At 52.9% G+C, this 18,485-nt stretch carries 22 protein-coding genes; 18 read left to right on the forward strand and 4 right to left on the reverse strand.

Going from position 1 to position 18,485, the window contains the following annotated elements; all coding sequences use genetic code 11:
- The first annotated feature begins 15 nt into the window (after nucleotides 1-15).
- The 4 genes from PHD76_02960 (at nucleotide 16) to PHD76_02975 (ending at nucleotide 3,069) form a co-directional block, all read left to right on the forward strand.
- Nucleotides 16-156, forward strand: a complete 141-nt coding sequence (locus PHD76_02960) for a hypothetical protein (protein MDD5260786.1) — start codon at nucleotides 16-18, stop codon at nucleotides 154-156.
- A 117-nt stretch (nucleotides 157-273) separates the two neighbouring features.
- Nucleotides 274-852: a DUF4410 domain-containing protein gene (locus PHD76_02965; GenBank protein ID MDD5260787.1), complete on the forward strand. Its 579-nt coding sequence runs from the start codon at nucleotides 274-276 to the stop codon at nucleotides 850-852.
- A gap of 199 nt (nucleotides 853-1,051) precedes the next feature.
- The gene (locus PHD76_02970) at nucleotides 1,052-1,333 is read left to right on the forward strand and encodes a hypothetical protein (protein MDD5260788.1); all 282 of its coding nucleotides are present in this window, start codon (nucleotides 1,052-1,054) and stop codon (nucleotides 1,331-1,333) included.
- 32 nt (nucleotides 1,334-1,365) lie between these two features.
- Nucleotides 1,366-3,069, forward strand: coding sequence for an AarF/ABC1/UbiB kinase family protein (locus PHD76_02975; GenBank protein MDD5260789.1), 1,704 nt, complete (start codon nucleotides 1,366-1,368; stop codon nucleotides 3,067-3,069).
- Between the two features lie 287 nt (nucleotides 3,070-3,356).
- Here PHD76_02975 and PHD76_02980 read toward each other — a convergent pair whose 3' ends face one another.
- Nucleotides 3,357-3,638 (reverse strand): hypothetical protein, encoded by a 282-nt coding sequence (locus PHD76_02980; protein ID MDD5260790.1) that lies wholly within the window; start codon nucleotides 3,636-3,638, stop codon nucleotides 3,357-3,359.
- Nucleotides 3,639-4,298: 660 nt separating this feature from the next.
- On the opposite strand from PHD76_02980, the gene PHD76_02985 reads away from it, so the two are divergent.
- The 14 genes from PHD76_02985 to PHD76_03050 all read left to right on the forward strand — a co-directional run bounded on the left by PHD76_02985 (nucleotide 4,299) and on the right by PHD76_03050 (nucleotide 15,830).
- Complete coding sequence (locus PHD76_02985) at nucleotides 4,299-5,774, forward strand: RNB domain-containing ribonuclease (GenBank protein ID MDD5260791.1); 1,476 nt, start codon at nucleotides 4,299-4,301, stop codon at nucleotides 5,772-5,774.
- A gap of 230 nt (nucleotides 5,775-6,004) precedes the next feature.
- A complete protein-coding gene (locus PHD76_02990) occupies nucleotides 6,005-6,334 on the forward strand; it encodes a hypothetical protein (protein ID MDD5260792.1) in 330 nt (109 codons plus the stop codon).
- A gap of 31 nt (nucleotides 6,335-6,365) precedes the next feature.
- The gene (locus PHD76_02995; protein MDD5260793.1) at nucleotides 6,366-6,584 is read left to right on the forward strand and encodes a hypothetical protein; all 219 of its coding nucleotides are present in this window, start codon (nucleotides 6,366-6,368) and stop codon (nucleotides 6,582-6,584) included.
- 58 nt (nucleotides 6,585-6,642) lie between these two features.
- A complete protein-coding gene (locus tag PHD76_03000) occupies nucleotides 6,643-7,005 on the forward strand; it encodes a hypothetical protein (protein ID MDD5260794.1) in 363 nt (120 codons plus the stop codon).
- Between the two features lie 159 nt (nucleotides 7,006-7,164).
- The gene (locus PHD76_03005; GenBank protein MDD5260795.1) at nucleotides 7,165-8,418 is read left to right on the forward strand and encodes a PAS domain S-box protein; all 1,254 of its coding nucleotides are present in this window, start codon (nucleotides 7,165-7,167) and stop codon (nucleotides 8,416-8,418) included.
- Nucleotides 8,419-8,680: 262 nt separating this feature from the next.
- Complete coding sequence (locus PHD76_03010) at nucleotides 8,681-9,745, forward strand: hypothetical protein (GenBank protein MDD5260796.1); 1,065 nt, start codon at nucleotides 8,681-8,683, stop codon at nucleotides 9,743-9,745.
- A 300-nt stretch (nucleotides 9,746-10,045) separates the two neighbouring features.
- Nucleotides 10,046-11,872 (forward strand): hypothetical protein, encoded by a 1,827-nt coding sequence (locus PHD76_03015; protein ID MDD5260797.1) that lies wholly within the window; start codon nucleotides 10,046-10,048, stop codon nucleotides 11,870-11,872.
- A gap of 279 nt (nucleotides 11,873-12,151) precedes the next feature.
- A complete protein-coding gene (locus PHD76_03020) occupies nucleotides 12,152-12,517 on the forward strand; it encodes a DUF883 family protein (GenBank protein ID MDD5260798.1) in 366 nt (121 codons plus the stop codon).
- A gap of 238 nt (nucleotides 12,518-12,755) precedes the next feature.
- Complete coding sequence (locus PHD76_03025; GenBank protein ID MDD5260799.1) at nucleotides 12,756-12,941, forward strand: hypothetical protein; 186 nt, start codon at nucleotides 12,756-12,758, stop codon at nucleotides 12,939-12,941.
- Between the two features lie 31 nt (nucleotides 12,942-12,972).
- Nucleotides 12,973-13,374: a hypothetical protein gene (locus PHD76_03030; GenBank protein MDD5260800.1), complete on the forward strand. Its 402-nt coding sequence runs from the start codon at nucleotides 12,973-12,975 to the stop codon at nucleotides 13,372-13,374.
- A gap of 26 nt (nucleotides 13,375-13,400) precedes the next feature.
- Nucleotides 13,401-14,372 (forward strand): DnaJ C-terminal domain-containing protein, encoded by a 972-nt coding sequence (locus tag PHD76_03035; GenBank protein ID MDD5260801.1) that lies wholly within the window; start codon nucleotides 13,401-13,403, stop codon nucleotides 14,370-14,372.
- Nucleotides 14,369-14,707, forward strand: coding sequence for a MerR family transcriptional regulator (locus PHD76_03040; GenBank protein ID MDD5260802.1), 339 nt, complete (start codon nucleotides 14,369-14,371; stop codon nucleotides 14,705-14,707). Before PHD76_03035 ends, PHD76_03040 begins: the two co-directional genes overlap by 4 nt.
- A 132-nt stretch (nucleotides 14,708-14,839) precedes the next feature.
- A complete protein-coding gene (locus PHD76_03045; protein ID MDD5260803.1) occupies nucleotides 14,840-15,031 on the forward strand; it encodes a hypothetical protein in 192 nt (63 codons plus the stop codon).
- Nucleotides 15,032-15,140: 109 nt separating this feature from the next.
- A complete protein-coding gene (locus tag PHD76_03050) occupies nucleotides 15,141-15,830 on the forward strand; it encodes a lipid-binding SYLF domain-containing protein (GenBank protein ID MDD5260804.1) in 690 nt (229 codons plus the stop codon).
- A 155-nt stretch (nucleotides 15,831-15,985) separates the two neighbouring features.
- Here the strand turns inward: PHD76_03050 and PHD76_03055 are convergent, their stop codons facing one another.
- Genes PHD76_03055 through PHD76_03065 form a run of 3 tightly spaced genes read right to left on the reverse strand, consistent with a single transcriptional unit; the run spans nucleotide 15,986 to nucleotide 18,408 of the window.
- Nucleotides 15,986-17,029, reverse strand: a complete 1,044-nt coding sequence (locus PHD76_03055) for a LacI family DNA-binding transcriptional regulator (GenBank protein MDD5260805.1) — start codon at nucleotides 17,027-17,029, stop codon at nucleotides 15,986-15,988.
- A gap of 30 nt (nucleotides 17,030-17,059) precedes the next feature.
- Nucleotides 17,060-17,524 carry a PTS sugar transporter subunit IIA gene (locus PHD76_03060; protein MDD5260806.1) on the reverse strand — a complete coding sequence of 155 codons (465 nt, stop codon included), beginning with the start codon at nucleotides 17,522-17,524 and terminating at the stop codon, nucleotides 17,060-17,062.
- 14 nt (nucleotides 17,525-17,538) lie between these two features.
- Nucleotides 17,539-18,408, reverse strand: coding sequence for an NAD(+)/NADH kinase (locus PHD76_03065; GenBank protein MDD5260807.1), 870 nt, complete (start codon nucleotides 18,406-18,408; stop codon nucleotides 17,539-17,541).
- Between the last annotated feature and the right edge of the window lie 77 nt (nucleotides 18,409-18,485).

An 18,485-nucleotide genomic window follows, 5' to 3' on the forward strand; every position in this document is an offset into this window, starting at 1 on the left:
CGTATTTTAACGCATATGAAAAAACTATTACTCTACGGTCTGTTGGCTTCCTTCCTCGGCGCGCTCTACGGTTGCGCGTCCGATAAACCCCAGACGACAACTTCGACCACTTCGACGACGACGGAGCAGACCACGGTACGCCCCGCGAGCCAGTAAATCCGAACCGGGATCCCTTTTATTTTAAAGTCAATATTTGGATCGATTCTGGTCCTGGCCTTGGTTTCGTGCGCTTCAGTAAGCGTTCGAGATGGTTCTGAGCGCAGCACACAGAAGATGCCGCAAAAAATTTATGTGGCGGTCTTCGACACAGGGCGGGGTGAATTTAATGTCGATCGTAAGGGGACGGAGCTGGTTGAGTTCAAGCGGAACCTTCAGACCATGATGCAGGTGGCCTTGGTCACGGACTTGTCGCATCGCCTCATTCTCGCTTCACCCACGAGCAAGGTTCGGGGATTTATACCTGAAAACGCATGGCTGATACGGGGCGAATTCACAAAGGTCAACCAAGGCAGCCGCCTTCTACGCTCAGCCATAGGTTTTGGCGCCGGCGGAACCAAGATGGAAACCAATGTCTATGTGTATAACCTGGAACAGAACTCGAAAACCCCGTTTCTAACCTTCTCGACAACGGGGGGCAGCGGCGCGGAACCCGGGGCCATTACAGCCGTCGCAACGGATCCTGTGGAAATAGCCGTTCAAATAGCCATTGGCGGATTCGGCGGCCTGGCCCACGGTCTTACGGAGGACACCAAACGCACCGACCGGGAAATAACCGCAAAATTTTCAGATTACATGTATCGGAGCGGATGGATTGCCGAGGACAAGTGGATCAAACCTAAAAATATAAATTAGCGGCAGAATCGAGGACCTATATTTCTGCTTGTTTATTAGAACCACGCTAGTGGTCTGTTTTGCACGCAACCAACCCATCATTTCACGGAAAACAGACCACTAGTTGAACAGGCATCTGATTTTCGGCATGGGGCATTCACCCCATAGGCATTCGAGCTGGATGGATATATTTTAAACTTCAACTCATAAAAGGAATCAAATGAAACTATATACATGTTTGGCTTTATCATTATTGGTTGCCGGCTGTGGATTCGTCACCTCGATGTCCCTTACGCAGGCAAATCTCGACAAAATTCATGACAACATGTCTCCGAAGGAAGTGATATCCATTCTGGGGCAGCCTACGGATTCAAAAACCGAGCCCATCCCGATTGTCGGAGGCACACAGACTATTTACACCTATCACACCAACTCTTCCGATGTAACGATCGTCTTTAAGAATGATCTCATGAAGGAAAAGCGCGGAACATTCGATCGGTAGGCTCGAATCAAAAGCAATAGTGCCTTGCGTTCATGCAGGTGGATTCCATCAAATCAGCAGTTCAAACCTGGGAACAGGTGCCGCGTTACCGCGAGATTTTCAGCATTCTGTACAAATACGGATTTGCCGATTTTTTGCAATTGGTGCGCCTGCGGGCGCTTTCGGACTTGAGGGACCGGCACATCAGCAAGGAATATCTGGCCCTGCAGAACAAGCCCCCCGCTGTACGACTGCGCCTGGCCCTGGAGGAATTGGGGCCCACCTTTGTCAAACTGGGACAGATCCTCAGCTCACGGCGCGACATCATTGACGAAAAATTCCATAATGAACTCTGCAAACTCCAGGACCGCGTCCCTCCTTTCCCCGGAGAAGAAGCCAAAGCCATCCTGAAGAAAGAATTGAAGAAATCGCCGGAGGCGCTTTTCAAAAAATTCCATGTCCGCCCGCTTGCTTCCGCCTCCATCGCCCAGGTCCACCTGGCGGTGCTGCATACCGGCGAACAAGTGGTGGTCAAAATCCAGCGGCCTGACATCCTGGAAACCATTGAAATGGATCTGGCCATTCTAGGCGAGATCGCGCGCTTTTTGGACAAACATGTACCTGCAATCGCAGCGCTCAATCCAACGGGAATTGTGCGCGACTTCAGCAAAACCCTGCTGCGCGAATTGGATTTTTGCAATGAAGCCGCCAACATGCGTCGATTTCAAATGGAATTTGAGAAAGAAGAGTCCCTCAAGGTACCCGTCGTCTATGGGGAATTATCCACCCCCCGCGTATTGACCATGGAATATTTGAAAGGGCTTTCTGTTAACGATCCTCAGGCTTTGAAAGACGCCGGCATCGATCCGGCCACGCTTTCGGAAACGATTTCAGCATTGATATTCGACCAAGTGCTGCGCGCGGGCTTTTTTCACGCGGATCCGCATCCCGGCAACCTGGCTATCATGCCCGACGGAGTGGTGGCACTGTACGACTATGGAATCATAGGCCAGCTTACGCCGGCATTTCAGGAGGATATTGCCGATCTTTTAATGGGTCTGATGGACCGGGATGCCCGCACCATCATGTACGCAATCATCGGCATGTCGGAAGGAAGCTTTGTGGAAGACCCTGCAGGGATGGAAGCGGATATCGAAGCTTTCAACGAAGACCATCTGAACAAACCTTTGAAGGAAATCCAGATAGGGTTCGTTTTAAACCGTCTTCTGGATTTGTTGATGACGCACAAACTGCGGATGAAAGCCGCATTTTATCTGGGGGTGAAGGCACTGTCGCAGGTCGAAGCCATTGGGCTGACTTTAAACCCTGACCTGAATTTCATCGAGCTGGGCAGGCCGTACGCGGAAGCGCTTTTCCTGAAAAAGCTGAGTTTGCCGCGCTTGCGGAAAGGTGTCGAAAAAGTTCTCATAGAAACACTGCGCCTGGTTGAGCAACTGCCGGGCGATTTAAAGGAAGTCTATTTCCGCCTGCGCAGTGGCCGCCTGAGCCTGCCGCTGGACCACAAAATCAATCCCGAGGGGTTTGAGCCCCTACGCAAAACACTCGATCAGATCGCCAACCGACTGGCGGATGCCGTGCTGACGGCCGCGGTTCTGATTTGTTCCGGACTGCTGGTCTTGTCAAAAGTACCGCCGCTGATTCACGGCACTCCCCTGTTCGGCATCCTAGGTCTGATGCTGGGAGCATTCATGACCATCCGCCTCATCGTCGCCATGTGGCACCGCGACGGATTTTAGAGGGGTCTAGGATTATTTGCCGCAAGAGAACGCATAGAACACACAGAATGGAAAATTATTTTTACCATGAGGATAGTGGAGATTTTTGCTCTTCGCGTTCTTCATGGTTAAGAGTGGTTTTTTGTGAACTTTGTGTTCTCCCACTCGCGACGCATGTCGGAGTTTGCGGCCAACCCTCATAAAGTCATTTCTCATCCATCTGCGCAAATTAATTTAATCTGCGGATAAACCTGTATTTTGGTTTTACTTCGTGTTCTTCGTGGCTTTGTGTGAGGCTCTTGGCGTCTTTATCCGCGCGCCAGGCTCTTTACCCCAGTTCGGAGCGTCCCTGCTCCTTGATGAACGGCGGATGTCAAACGTTCGCTGGCGAGGTCCACAAACGAGAGGGCTTTCTTTTTCAGCATTTTACGCTCGGGTTCTGTCAGCTTTTCGCTTTTGCAAATGGCCATCTTCAGGAAAGCCGCAGCTTCGTCGATCAGCTTCAACGCAGGCTTGGAGATCGGATCTTCATGGGATACGCGGACTTTGGTTTTGGATTTTTTCTGATGGGATGTTTTTGTTTTTTTCATAATGAATTCCTTATGGATGGTTTTTGTTATCTTCTGCTCAGACCGCCTGTAAAAAAGAGGACCAGACTGACAAGCAAAATAAAACCAAATCCACCGACGCCCATCATGGGGCCGCTCAGGTAGAAACCGCTGGTTGCGAACAGGAACATCAACAGGATTAAAGCAAGGATTAGATTCATAAGAGTCAGTGTAATCCCGGCGGATTTTCCCGCCAGGGGGTATTCACCCCATATTCGAGTTTTAAGTTGTAAGTTTTAAGTTTAAAGCGGTTCCTGCGCTTCATGGGGTGAAGACCCCCTGGCGGCAATATCTGCGAGTGCTACTGTTAGCGTTATTAACACCCAACCAACCAACAAAATTATGAAAACAATTATTAAAAAATACTCGTCCACTCCCGCTCTTCTACTGGCATTCGGTTTCGTCCTACTCCTGGTAGGAGGACTGACTTTTGCATATATGAACAACTCCTCAGGTGGCAATGAACCGCTCCCGACCCATGCTGCGGTCACAATGAACGCATAAATCTCCAGGATTAATTTCCGCTGATCGTAATGGAGGCCCGCTTGCCCGCTGTCATCCAACCGATAACATGATGAATCGTCTTGCGCGGCCTCCGTGAGGGCTGATAGGAATATGAACAAGTAGAAACAATCAACCCTTATGGCGGATACCAACGACAGACAACACCGCGCAATCCTTCAAAGAATTGCCCGTCGGGTGATGCTTGAAAGAGGGCTTGCCCCGGATTTTTCGCCCCAGGCGCTTGCCGAACTCGGAGGAATCCACAGGCCGGCGACGCAAGCTGAAGGATCAACACGTGATCTGCGAAGCCTTCTCTGGTGCTCCATCGATAATGATGATTCGCGCGATCTGGATCAACTGACCGTTGCCGAAGCCATGCACGAAGGGACCGTCAAGGTCCTGATCGCCATTGCCGACGTGGATGCGATCGTCAAAAAGCGCTCCGCCATTGACGATCATGCGCGGCAAAATACAACCTCGATCTACACGGCTGCCATGACATTTCCGATGTTGCCCGAAAAACTCTCCACGGATCTTACCTCCCTCAACTTTGAATCCGAGCGCCAGTCCATTGTCATTGAAATGCTTCTCGCTACGAACGGATCGCTTCTGAGTTCGGACATTTATCGGGCTACTGTCCGCAACCGGGCCAAGCTTGCCTACAACAGCGTCGCCGAATGGCTGGAGGGCCATGGCCCGATGCCGCAAGAGATCGCCTCAGTCAGCGGTCTGGACGAGAACATTCGACTGCAGGATTGCGTGGCCCGGAAACTGAAGTCACTGCGTCGTCTGAACGGGGCGCTTGATCTCGAAACCATCAAGGCCCGTCCTGTCTTTGATGGAGATGAGCTAACGGACTTGGAGGCCGACAACAGGAATCGGGCCAAGGATATTATTGAGGACTTCATGATCGCCGCCAACGGTGTCACCGCACGTTACCTCGCGTCCAAAAAGCTTCCCTCACTGCGGCGCGTGGTTCGCATACCCAAACACTGGGACCGGATTGTCGAGCTTGCAGCAGAACAGGGATCAAAGCTGCCCAGGGAACCCGACGCAAAGGCCTTGGAGCAATTCCTTGTATCGGCGAAAACTGCGGATCCTCTTCGCTTTCCCGATCTCTCACTCAGCATTATCAAGCTCCTGGGTTCGGGTGAATACGTTGTCCAACTTTCAGGAAACAATGTTGCCGGCCACTTCGATCTTGCCGTCAGGGATTATGCCCACTCCACAGCGCCAAACCGCCGATTCCCGGACCTGATTACCCAACGGTTGCTAAAAGCGGCAATGTCAGGTTCCGCCCTGCCCTACGAAAATGACGAATTGGAAAAGCTCGCCAGCCACTGCACCGAAGCGGAGGACGCGGCAAAAAAAGTGGAACGGCAAGTCACAAAATCCGCTGCCGCCCTGTTGCTGGAGTCAAGGATTGGAGAGCAGTTTGATTCCCTTGTCACCGGCGCATCGGATAAAGGCACATGGGTCCGCCTTCTGCATCCGCCCATTGAAGGAAGACTGGAGAATGGCAATAAGGATCTGAAGGTCGGCCACCAGCTCCGTGTACAACTGGTCCGAACGGATATCGAGCGCGGACATATCGACTTTAAGAGAGTGGGGTAAAACCCTGCCATGGAATCCGGGAGGTTCAGGCGTTCTCGAACCGCGTCCAGGGTTAAACACCCCATTGTGAGGTTCTCATTGCGCCTTACCACTGCAACTCCCCCGGCCGAATATTCACTGTTATCCCGCGCCCCTTCGTAGAAGTCTGTGCGGATATTCTTTAAGTTCTCTCCTGGGGTACTCACCCCATAGGCACGAATAGTGTACCGCGTATTCTCACATTAATAAATATGAAAAAAATAATTACAGCACCCCTGGTTTTGGCTGCCACAGCCGTCTTATTCGGACTGGCCTGCAGCAGCCGAGTCTCGGCTGATCCTTCCCTCACCATCCGCATCGGGCCGCAAGGCCCGCCTCCATCCCATGAGGACCACCGCTGGGAAAGCCCGCATCATACCGCTGTCTGGATACCCGGACACAACGAATGGAGTGACGGACGTTATGTCTGGGTGGGCGGTTATTACACCTATCCTCCTCGCGAAAACACTCATTGGATTTCACCGGTCTATTCACACCAGCAGGACGGGTATTATTACCGCCCGGGTTACTGGTCAAACTAACTGAAAACCCAACCAAGAAGCTAATAAATCTATGACAACTATTATTGAAAAAGATTCATCCACTTCCGCCATTTTACTGGTATTCGCCGTCCTGCTGCTTGTGGCAGGAGGGCTGTTCTTTGCCTACATGAACGGCGCATTTGGCGCGAGGACCACAGTCATCGAAAACCACAAAACGATCGAAAATAAAACCTTCGTAATGCCAGAGCAACCGCCCTCCCACGCCGAATCCTCGGAAAAGAAACCCTAAACCCAATCAATGTCCCACAACCGCCATCTGATGATGGCACAATAAGAAAATATAAAAAATGAAAAATAAAATCAGTCATCTCGGCAGCCTCACCTTTTTGGGTGTACTGCTGCTCGCCGCCAATGTAACCCTCGCGCAAACTCCCGCGCCTACAACCACCACGACAACCACAACGAGCTCCGGCACCATCAGCCAGTTCAGTCCCGACACCATCATTGTTAAAACAACGACATCAACCGATCCGGTCAGTTACTCTTACACCAAGACCACGACCTATGTTGACGAAAACGGCAATCCCGTTTCGGTCGAAACCGTAAAGTCAGGCCTTCCCGTAACTGTCTATTACGACAGGGACGGAAACAAAATGGTGGCCACAAAAGTCATTGTGAGAAAGACAACGAGCACAACGACGACCCCCTAAACTGCGCGATTTGCAAGTATAACAAAACCGTGGATGGGAGTTCTCCCATTCACGGTTTGTGCTTTTCTCAACCCTTTCGTGTTGGGCACGGTCATTGATTCAGGTATTAGGCAAACACCCCATAGAATAGGCGGAGTCATTCGGCCTATTCTATGATACGTGAATTCCAATCATTCCTTAATAACAGATCATTCGACACGAATTGCAACCCGCATCAAGGTCGGAATCCCAAAGAAGAATCACTACATCTCCGCCGCCAGCCGCAACAAGCGGGCCGAGCAGGCGCTCCGCACGTCTGAACTTAGCTATCGCCGGCTGTTCGAAGCGGCGAGGGACGGCATTCTCATTCTGGACTTTGGCACAGGGCGCATCAACAATGTGAATCCCTTTCTTTTTAAACTCCTGGGTTTCACCCGGAGTGAAATGGTCGGCAAAACCGTCGGGGAACTCAGCCCCTTCAAGGACATTGAATCCAACCAAGCCATGTTGGAACGATTGCAACAGGACGGATATGTCCGCTATGAAGACCTGCCTCTCGAAACCAGGGACGGCCGCAAGATTGCCGTCGAGTTTGTCAGCAATGTATATCATACCGGTGGCAAAAAAGTGATTCAATGCAACATCCGCGACATCACCTGGCGAAAACATGCGGAACATGAAATACAGCGCCTGAATGAAACACTCGAACAGCGTATAGTCGAACGCACGGCACAATTGCAGGCAGTCAACGAGGAACTGGAAACGTTCAGTTATTCCGTTTCGCACGATTTGCGCGCGCCACTGCGCCATATCGCGGGCTTTGTAAAACTGCTGCAACAAGATGCCGGGCCGTCACTTTCGGAAAAAAGTTCCATGCACCTGACGACCATTTCCCAATCGGCAAACAGGATGGGAAATTTGATTGATGACTTGTTGTCATTCTCGCGCGCCGGCCGTGCGGAATTGCAAATGACAGACGTCAATCTTGGCGAATTGGTCCGGGAGATCCTGAATGATTTTCAGGCGGAATCAAATGAGCGGAATATTGTGTGGAAAATTGATCTGCTGCCACGCGTGCGGGCTGACCGCGCCATGATGCGCATGGCGCTGGTCAATCTTATTTCCAATGCAGTAAAGTTCACCGGGGCCCGCATCGAACCCAAAATCGAAATCGGCTCACGCAATGAAAGTGGCGAAACGGTAATCTACATCCGTGATAATGGCGCCGGCTTTGATCCGAAATATACGGGGAAGCTTTTCGGAGTTTTTCAACGCCTGCACAACCAGAGCGAGTTCGAGGGTACGGGCATCGGTCTGGCAAACGTCCAGCGCATCATTCATCGTCATGGCGGCAGGGCATGGGCGGAAGGCGCGCTGGAAAGTGGTGCGACATTCTACTTTTCCATCCCGAAACAGGAATTACGGCATAAATGAATTTCCCGCCGCATATCCCGCACTTGGAGGATGATCCGAGGCCGGACGCTTAAAATGGCCCAGCTACGTCACAAGAAACGATCCTTTTTATTTGGCGTTGATTCATACTGAGAAAGCTGGGAAAGATTGAATCCGGACGTGAGGACGTTGTCCTTGAAATTAAAAACCCTGATCGAGGCCTGTTTGGGCTCGGATCAGAAAACCAACCCATGTCGGAGCAGATTCGATGACAGGCTTTCGATTAAAGCGTTTGGGGCAGATAATGGAACCAGAGCCAGGCAATCCCCTGGAGGTTGAGGGTGTCCTGAATCCTGCAGCTGTTCGCGGCCCTGACGGGCATCTTTATCTGTTTCCACGGCTGGTCGCAAAGGGCAATTATTCCCGCATCGGCATTGCGCGGGTCCGGTTTAACGAGGCAGGAAACCCGTCTGGTGTCGAGCGGCTCGGCATTGCGCTCGAGCCCGAAACAGACTACGAGCGGCGCTCCGAAAGCTGCGGCGGTTGTGAAGATCCGCGGATCACTTTTGTTGAACCGCTTGGACATTATGTCATGACGTACACCGCGCTTTCGCCCAAAGGCCCACGGATTGCGCTGGCCGTATCCGAGAATTTGTTTCATTGGAAGCGCTTGGGACTGGCCACCTTCCTGCCGTACGAGGGCATTGAGTTCGACGGAGTGGACAACAAGGATGCCAGCGTCTTTCCGGTCGCCATTCCTGATCCATCCGGACATCCAGCGCTGGCGCTTCTGCACCGGCCGCTTTTCCCCGGCACCCGTCCGGAGGAAAAGGCATGCAACGCGACATCGTGCACACTGGATATCCACCGGGAAAGCATTTGGATTTCCTATCGTGACATGGCCATCGATGGCCGTGAGCCCCATCACCTGTGCCACTTCACCTCCCATCACCGCCTGGCAACTCCTGTCTCGCCATGGGAACAGCTTAAAATTGGCGGCGGCACCCCTCCCATCCTGACACGGCACGGATGGCTGATCCTCTACCACGGCGTGAGTGAAGTGGAAAAGTTGGCTAACAACGAACATCAGTTGTGTTATTCAGCGGGACTGATGGTACTCTCGAAGGAGCATCCGCGTTTGATCCTGTATCGTTCGCCTGAACCGGTGCTGACGCCGGAGCTGCCGCAGGAACGCCGGGGCACCATCCCCAACATCGTATTCCCGACTGGCATTGACTGCCGCAATGATCCCGGCTCACCGGACCGTTTCGACATTTATTACGGGATGGCTGACAATCGGATTGGCGTGGCACGGTTGGACATACCAGAACATCTGCCAACAGCGACAACCCCTGCTCCGGATAAATAGGGGTCCTTCCATTCGTGGCGCTTTGCAAGGTCCAATTACCGGGCTAAACCGCACACGTTCCGCGAAGGCGGCTGGCACGGCATGGGGTACACACCCCATAGCTTCCATACGCATTTTTGGATAATTCTCAATCTACGCCATGAATTTCAAACAGAACAGTAACGTCAATCGATTCCCAGAAATCAGCACCCTATTATGAAAACACCCGAAATTTCTTTAAACGGAAACAGACGCATACCCATACATAACGTTTCGAAATCTGGTCTGCCTCTGTTGCTGGCTATTCTCATCGGCATTAGTTTGAATCCAGTCCTTTGCCGGGCGCAACAGTCCGACAGCGAGGCGCAAGGTGCACAGGTGCTTACCCGCGGGCCGGTGCACGAAGCGTTTGCAGGGATGGTCACTTTCAACCCGGAACCGGGTATCGTAGTGGCAAAAGCCCCGCCGGACCCCATCGAGGAAATACCCCCGGAAGAGAGGCCAGAGGGCGACAACGTCACCTGGATTCCTGGTTACTGGTCTTGGGATGAGGAGCGGAGCGATTATCTTTGGGTGAGCGGTGTCTGGCGCGCTCTGCCCCCCGGTCGCGCCTGGATCGCAGGCTATTGGGGAAAAACCGCTGAAGGCTATCAATGGATTTCGGGATATTGGGCTGACGCTGCAGCGCAGGACACCACCTATCTTCCCGAGCCTCCGGCGACAGTGGAAGCAGGCCCCAATGTCGCAGCGCCATCAGACGACTACGGTTGGACGCCGGGTTGCTGGGTCTGGTATCAGGAGCGTTATGCCTGGCGCCCGGGTTACTGGGTGCAAGGCCGCGCGGATTGGGATTGGACTCCCGCCCATTATGTCTGGACTCCCCGTGGATACATTTTTGTCGGGGGCTTCTGGGATTACCCGGTCGAACGGCGCGGTGTTCTTTTTGCGCCGGTCTATTTTGAATCAGGAATATATTCACGGCATGGCTACTCCTACTCGCCCAGCATCGTGATTGATCTTGGAGTATTCAGAGATCATCTCTTCCTGCGGCCACGCTACAGTCACTACTACTTTGGCGATTACTATGCCGTGAGCTACCAGCAAGGCGGCTTCTTTGCATCGTTTTCGTTTGGATCCAGCCGGGATGGCTACGACCCGATTTTTTCTCATCAACGCTGGGAACATCGCCAGGACAGGGAGTGGGAGCATCGCATTGAAGCATCCTACCAGAACCGCCGTGACAACGAAGCCGCGCGCCCGCCACGCACATGGGCGGCAGCGAGGGTCGCACAGAACCATGTGACTGTTGCCATGCCTCTTGGCCAACTGGCCCAAAGAAAAGACAATCCTGTACGATTCCAGCCCGTGGCCAGGGAAGAAAGACAGAAGCTTGCACAACGCGGCCAGGAAGTTCAACAATCACGCGATCAGCGACGGACACTGGAGGCCAAGACCGTGGACACGGCCGCCCGAACCACGGGCGGGGTAGCCACGCCGGTAAAAGTTCAGCTTCCGAGATCCCCAATTGTGGCAAAGACTACCAATCAAATGGGAAGCAACAAAACCCCGCCAGAAGCGCTGCAGGCGCCCAAACCGGATCTTAAGTTACAGCCCAAATCCGACACGTCAGGCCGTCAGCCAAACACGGACAAGGGCAATCTCCAACCCAAACCGCTGAAGTCCGAGTACCAGAAGAAGCCCACACAAGGACAAAACCATGCGGCACCGGGCGAAACCCAGATTCAACCCGAACCGGAACAACGCACGAATGCGGCGGCGGCGAAAGCCCAGTCGGATTCCCAACAGAACGCCCGGGTGAATGAACAAAAGGCGCAACAAGACTCACAACAACACACGAATGCGGCGGCGGCGAAAGCCCAGGCGGATTCCCAACAGAACGCCCGCGTGAATGAACAAAAGGCACAGCAGGATTCGCAACAACGTGCAACTACGGCCGCAGTGAAAGCCCCAACATCGCAACAGCAACAGGCGCCAGAACGGCCGGCCAAACAAAAGCCCATTCCAACCGAGACAAGCACCACCCAACCCGCCGCGAGTGACAATACGCAGCAAGATAATGGAACAACATCACAGCCGGATAATCAGCCTGAGCAACGCAAGCATTCCCATGATGATCGAAGGAACTAACTTGATGGACACATCTGATTTATTTTCAAACTGCGGAAAGACCTCCGCACTTGATCTTTCCAAGTGTGCCTTGTCCCTGTTGCTGATTGTTCTCATCGGCATCTGCTGGAACCTGGCCATTTGCCGGGAGCAGCACCGTGTCCCGCAAAAATCATCCGCAGGTGAAAAAAACGCGGCGGAATCCGTTCAAAAAATGAGTGGTACTGGAAACTGGCGGGATTTATCAATGTCGGAAAATCCGTCCGGGCCGCCGAGGCATCCTCGTGAGGCTGTACACCCTTGAAACAATTTTCAAAAATGCAGCGTTTACAAAACACACAATCGAAAGAAAACAACAGTATGAGCAAACAAGTTAAAGCAATCAGGAATGACATCAGCACGTTTAGCGAAGATGTGCGCGCGTTGATCGCCGCCACTGCAGACGTAGCCGGTGAAAAAGTCGCAGAAGTCCGCAGGCGGCTGACAGCCACATTGGAAAATGCCAGGGAAATCGCAGGCTCTGCCCGCGAGAAGGCTGTAGAGGGCGCGAAAGCGGCCGATGTGGTTGTGCGCGAGCACCCTTACCATGCCATTGGAATCGGTTTCGGAATCGGCGCGCTCATCGGCTGCCTGATTGCGTGCCGTTGCACTTCAAACAACAACTAATCTCATTGAAAGGAACATTATGTTGGGAACAATTCTATTAATCGTACTCATCCTCATGCTTTTCGGAGCACTCCCCACCTGGCCGCACAGCCGAAACTGGGGTTATTATCCAAGCGGAGGACTCGGGTTTCTTTTAATCATTCTCGTTGTCCTGCTTCTGCTGGGCAGACTTTGAATATGGACGGATTTTTAAAACGCTATAAAGCCGGTCGTTGAATGGATCGGCAGCAAGGCATTTATGACAGCCATACAGAAACAACAATGTGCGCGCCGACGGGAGCTTATGGATCTTATCATGTTTGGCAAAGTGCTGGCGACCTGGGTCGTGTTTGTGGCTTTTGTATGGATTTTGCTTTACGCATGCCTGGTCGGGAAAGAGTTCCCGGACATGGTATGGATTGTGGTGAGCAACTGGAAACCATAACACTTCCTGCATGAAGTCTGGTTATTGGATTATGAAATTAAATTCATCGGATAAAAACTTTTTAAACATTCATTTCGCAGGCATCAGCACTGTAACCCGGAGGATGGTGCGCGAGCGCGCATGGGAGCTGGCTGTCATCAATGGCTTTCAGGCGCATGAGGCATCAAAATCCCATTGGGAACAGGCCAAACAGGAATTGACGAGTGAACCCGGCACAAATGCAAAAGTGACAAGTCTTGCATCGACACCCGAATCCGGACATCAGTACCCGCCGCCCGGCTCGACAGGAGACAAAATACCAGCTATTTTCAGAGATGAAGGCAACAGCGAAGCGCGGAGCGGGAGTGCAAGACCCCTCGATGAAGGAGACACGGAAGGTGGACAGGATGAAACGTCCCAGACTGACAGTATCCAACGGCACCTTGACGAATGAGATGAACAATTCCCCAGGGACCCGCAATGCCGGTTGAATTCAAGGATTATTACAACATCCTCGGCGTGAAGCGGGATGCAAGTGACGTAGAAATCAAAAAGTCCTTCCGCAGGCTTGCCCGTAAATATCACCCTGACGTCGCCAAGGACAAAACAACGGCCGAGGAAAAGTTCAAGGAAATCAACGAAGCAAACGAAGTCCTCGGCGATCCGGAAAAACGGCAAAAGTATGATGATCTTGGGGCAAACTGGAACCACCCGGAACGCCAAACGGCGCCGCACGGGCGCGGATCTGGCAGTGCTTACGGAAAGGGTTCTGAATTCCACTTTGAGGGCACGGGCTTCAGTGATTTTTTTGAGCAGTTCTTTGGCAGTCACAATAACCCATTTACACATTCTGGCGGCCCGGCGCGTAATGGCTCCAGGGATGCAAAATTTGCCCGACGCGGCCAGGACGTCGAGGGTGACATCCTTGTAACGCTTGACGAAGTCCTGCACGGTTCGACGCGTACAATCCGGCTGCAACGCACCGATCCGCGAACCGGCCAGTCGGCAATGCAGGATTTACTGGTGAAAATTCCTTCAGGAGTACGTGAAGCGCAACTGATCCGTCTCATGGGCAAAGGAGAAGAAGGGCGGGGTGGCGGTGATTCGGGCAACCTTTACTTGCGGGTGAAGTTTGCCAAACACCCTGAGTTTCGTGAGAAGGGCGCCAACTTGTATTACGATTTGGAACTGGCCCCATGGGAAGCTGTCCTGGGTGGCGCCGTTCAGATCCCAACTCTTGACGGAACTGTGTCCATCAAAATCCCGCCTGGCACGGCATCCGGACGGAAATTTCGTTTGCGCGGGAAGGGATTGCCGGTGGGCAACGGATCACAGGGCGATCTGTATGCCATTGTGTCCATCCAAGTCCCGTCAGATCTGACGGTGGAACAAAAAATCCTGTGGGAACAGTTGGCGGCAAAATCAACGTTTAACCTCAGGAACAACTCATGAGCAGACAATATGATCCTGACATCCCCTCGCCCCAAGCGCTGGATTTGCTTCAACCGAAACCAAATGTGTTCTATAGTCTTGATGCGGCCGCCCATCTTGCAGGTGTCCCCCGCCATTCCATTCTGGTCTATTGCCGGGCCGGTCTTGTGCGGCCCGTCTTCCAGCCACCGTATGGGGTGATGGAATTTACGGAGGAGGCGATTTACACCATGCGAAAAATCGAGCACTTGCAAACTGTGCACGGCCTCGATTTGCGCTGGATCAAAACCATGCTCGATCTGCTCAATGAGGTTGAGCGACTGCGAGCCGAGGTTCGTTTTTTGCGTAACCAGTAGAAGATGGCATGTGTTGCAGTGCCAAGCAGGCGAACCCCTGGTAGGGTTATACCCCATAGCTCCCCATGGTTTCCCGATGTATTTTGTCCATGTAAAGAAAGATAATTGGCTCTATCAAATGAAAGGTAAAATATGGTATCTCTGGTAATAACTCTAATCGTAATCGGCGTACTGCTCTGGCTGGTCAACACCTACATTCCCATGGACGGAAAGATCAAGCAGATCCTCAACGCAGTTGTTGTCATTTGCGTGGTTGTATGGCTCTTATCAGCCTTCGGCGTTCTCGGCCACACAAGCAGCATTCAAGTTCCACAAGTCAAATAGAAAATCTCTATTGGATTGATCTCAATCGCCCCGGCTCGGCAAGCTCGGCGCCCGGATGGGGTCAACACCCCATAGACACTCCACCGTCCCTGACTTACATTCATATCCTATGAAAAAAATCATTACAAAATTCCTGGCTTTGGGATCCTTTGCGCTCCTATTCGCCCCAACGGTTCAACTCCGCGCTGCAGACATGCAGGAACGGATACAAACCGCAATACAGATACTCGACAAGAAACAAGGCTCCGCGAATCCGATTCCGGCTGAGCTGCTTAATCACGCAAAAGGTGTCGCCATTTTCAGCGTAACCAAGGGCGGGTTGGGCATTGGCGGTCTTGGTGGTGAAGGAATCGTGGTATTGCGCCTCAAGGACATGATTTCACATTCCTGGACGGCGCCTTGCGCCTTCAATCTTGCCGGCGGCTCCATTGGAGCGCAAATCGGGTTTACCGAATCCCGTTACATCGTCATTCTGAATACCGATGATGCTGTCAGGCATTTTACCAGTTCGGAAAAAATGACCTGGGATGGCACCGCGACGGGAACAGCCGGCAATGACACGCTGACGGAAAAAGCAACAACGACCGAGCTCCAACACAGGGAGATCGTTGTTTACAAGGACTCAGGCGGCATTTTTGGCGGCGCAACCCTGGGCGGCACCTCCATTGAGCGCAAGGACGAGATCAACCAACGCGCGTACGGAGAAGATGTTCTCACGAGAAACATTTTGAATGGCAATGTCCATGCGCCCAAATCCGCCGGGCGCATGTTCATGCTTTTGGATGGCAAACTGAACTGAGCAAATGAGGTGTTTATGGCTGGATGAGAATGCCTCCACCAGCCTGCATATCTCATACCGCAAAGGCGGCATGAGATATGCGCTCCCCGGCGAGCCCCTGCTTAAATCCTGGATGTAAACAAACCCTGCAGGTCCTGGTAAAATTCAAAACGGCATCACACACGCGCTGCGAATTCTGGCGCGACCAGGGTTTTGGTGCTTGCGCGCTCGATCAATTCCACAGGCAGAACCCTGCCGCCCAGAGTCCCCTTTGTTTCCATCCAATGGAACCACAAATTGAAGGCCGCCTTGCCCAAATCCACCTGTGGATGGCGGACGGTCGTCAGCGGTGTCGAATAATTCGCCGCGAGCAGGCCGTCCCCGAATCCAACGACTGAAACATCCTCCGGAACGCGGCACCCCTGTTTTTTCAACATATCACTCGCGCCTATCGCCACGGGATCGCTGGCGCAGACAACCGCGCTGAAGGAAACCTCCTCCGCAAGCGCGCGCGCCATGGCCTGCCGTCCCTGCTCGATGTCCATCCCAGCCAGAAAGACCCGTTCTTCCTCATAGGGAATACCGGCATGATCCAGAGCCCGGCGAAAACCCCGCATGTGCTCCGCAGCGGAACTCGACGCCGGAGGTCCGGACAGGTATAGAATCCTGCGATGCCCCCGCTCGATCAGATACTGCGTCGCCAATTCGCTTCCCTTTTGGGCATCCACGGTGACCCAGCCGGCTTTCGGATATTGGGGTGTACTCACCGGATAATGATGCAGAAAAACCAGCGGAACTCCGTGTTGGGCCGCTGCATCCAATAAAACGGAACGTTGCTGGATGCGAACCAGCGGATAAACAAAGACCGCCTCCACCTGGCGTTCGAACATGCGGAATAATGTCGAGAGCTCGAGAGCGGCATTATTTTGCGAGGATGCAACCATCAAATTGTAAGAACGCGCGGACGCCTCTTCTTCCAGGCCGCGAAGAATATTGGCGGCGTACGGGTCATTGAGCGCCGGCAGAATCACACCGAGTACCTGGCTCAACCCACCCCGGAGGCTGCGCGCCAGATGGTTGGGAATGTAACCGAGGCGTCTGGCCTCCTGCCGCACACGCTCCTTGGTTTTCTGCCCGATGTCAGGCGCATCACGCAAGGCTTTGGAAACCGCCATCACGGACAGGTTCAGGCTGGTTGCAATGTCTTTTAAAGTTGCCATGTGAAATTTTGCGATAAACGCGCTCGAATTTTATAATTTGCCTTGGGATTCCGTCAGATGAAAGAAAAACTCGTCCTGACTTTTGGCGCTGATGAGTTTTTGCCGGACCGCATCTTCCTTGAGCAAGCGCGCCAACGCCCCGACCGTGGCCAGATATTCCGTAACCATGCGTTTGGGCGTTCCAATGACGAAAATCAACTTCACACATTCGTGCGCCTTGACAAACGGAACCCCATGCCGGCTGCGCCCCACCGAAATGACCATATCCTTGACGTTGTCAGTGCGGGCGTGCGGGAAGGCAACTTCATGGCCAAAACAGGTGGATTCCTGCCTCTCCCGTGTAAGCAAATCGTTATAAAAACCCTCAAAATCCGTCACACTGGCCTGGTCCTTAAGCATCAACGCCACTTCACGCACGGCCTCCTCCTGCAAAGTCGCCTTGATATCGAGCGATATCATAAACGGCTTCAAGATCTCGGAGATAGTTTTGGCCATATTTAAATCCCAGGTTAAATGCTGGTCCCGCTCCATCTTAATTTTTGCCTGAGCACCGTATAAAAATTGGTTTCAGGCAGCCAGGCCAGCCGGGTGGCGCCCTTTGCCTTTGAAAACTCAACCCGATCCTTGGGATGGAGTCTTAAACAATTCAATCCGTCGGTTTCCAAATCGAGCACGGGGCTGTCATTTGGAATTTCAATGAATATCGGGCTGCCGGCATCCACGACCAGGGGCCGGTTGGTCAAGGCATGAGCACACAGGGGATTCAACAGAAACGCCTCCGCATTCGGAGTGATGATGGGGCCTCCGGCGGAGAGCGAATAAGCCGTGGAACCGGTCGGCGTTGCGATAATCAGGCCGTCGCACAAATAGGTCGTTAAATATTCGCCGTTTATCCGGACATCAAGGCGCACCATGTGGGAATGTCCTCCCCGCGTAATCACACCCTCGTTCAACGCCCAACCTGTGTAGAACGTTTTATCATCACGCACCACCCGGACGGATAACGCAATCCTCTCGGTCACATAATATTCTCCGCGCAAAATCCTGGGCAGGGCTTCCACCACCCCCTCTCTCGGGAGCGAGGTCAAAAAACCCAGCGTGCCGGCATTGATGCCCAACAACGGCGTCTTGGATCCCTGAATCCGGCGGGCCGCGTGCAGCAACGTGCCATCCCCGCCAATCACAAGGATCAAGTCGGATTTTTGGCGGCGCAAATCACCAATGGCGCCGATGGTGTCGGGATCTTCGTACGCATTGCCAACCCGGTCACACGCCACGCGGTGCTTCTTGAGGATGGATTCCACAAGCCCCGCCACTTCCCGGGCGGGCGGCTTGTTCTCATTGGCCCAAATCGTTACACGAGCGATTTTTTTGCGCATAAGGGGTAGTCGCGGCCGCCATCCCTACCGTCCGATGGCAAAGCCCATGACTCTATCCAAAGTTCAGCCGTTTAAGT

This window comes from Candidatus Methylacidiphilales bacterium, assembly GCA_028713655.1.
Taxonomy (GTDB): Bacteria; Verrucomicrobiota; Verrucomicrobiia; order Methylacidiphilales; family JAAUTS01; genus JAQTNW01.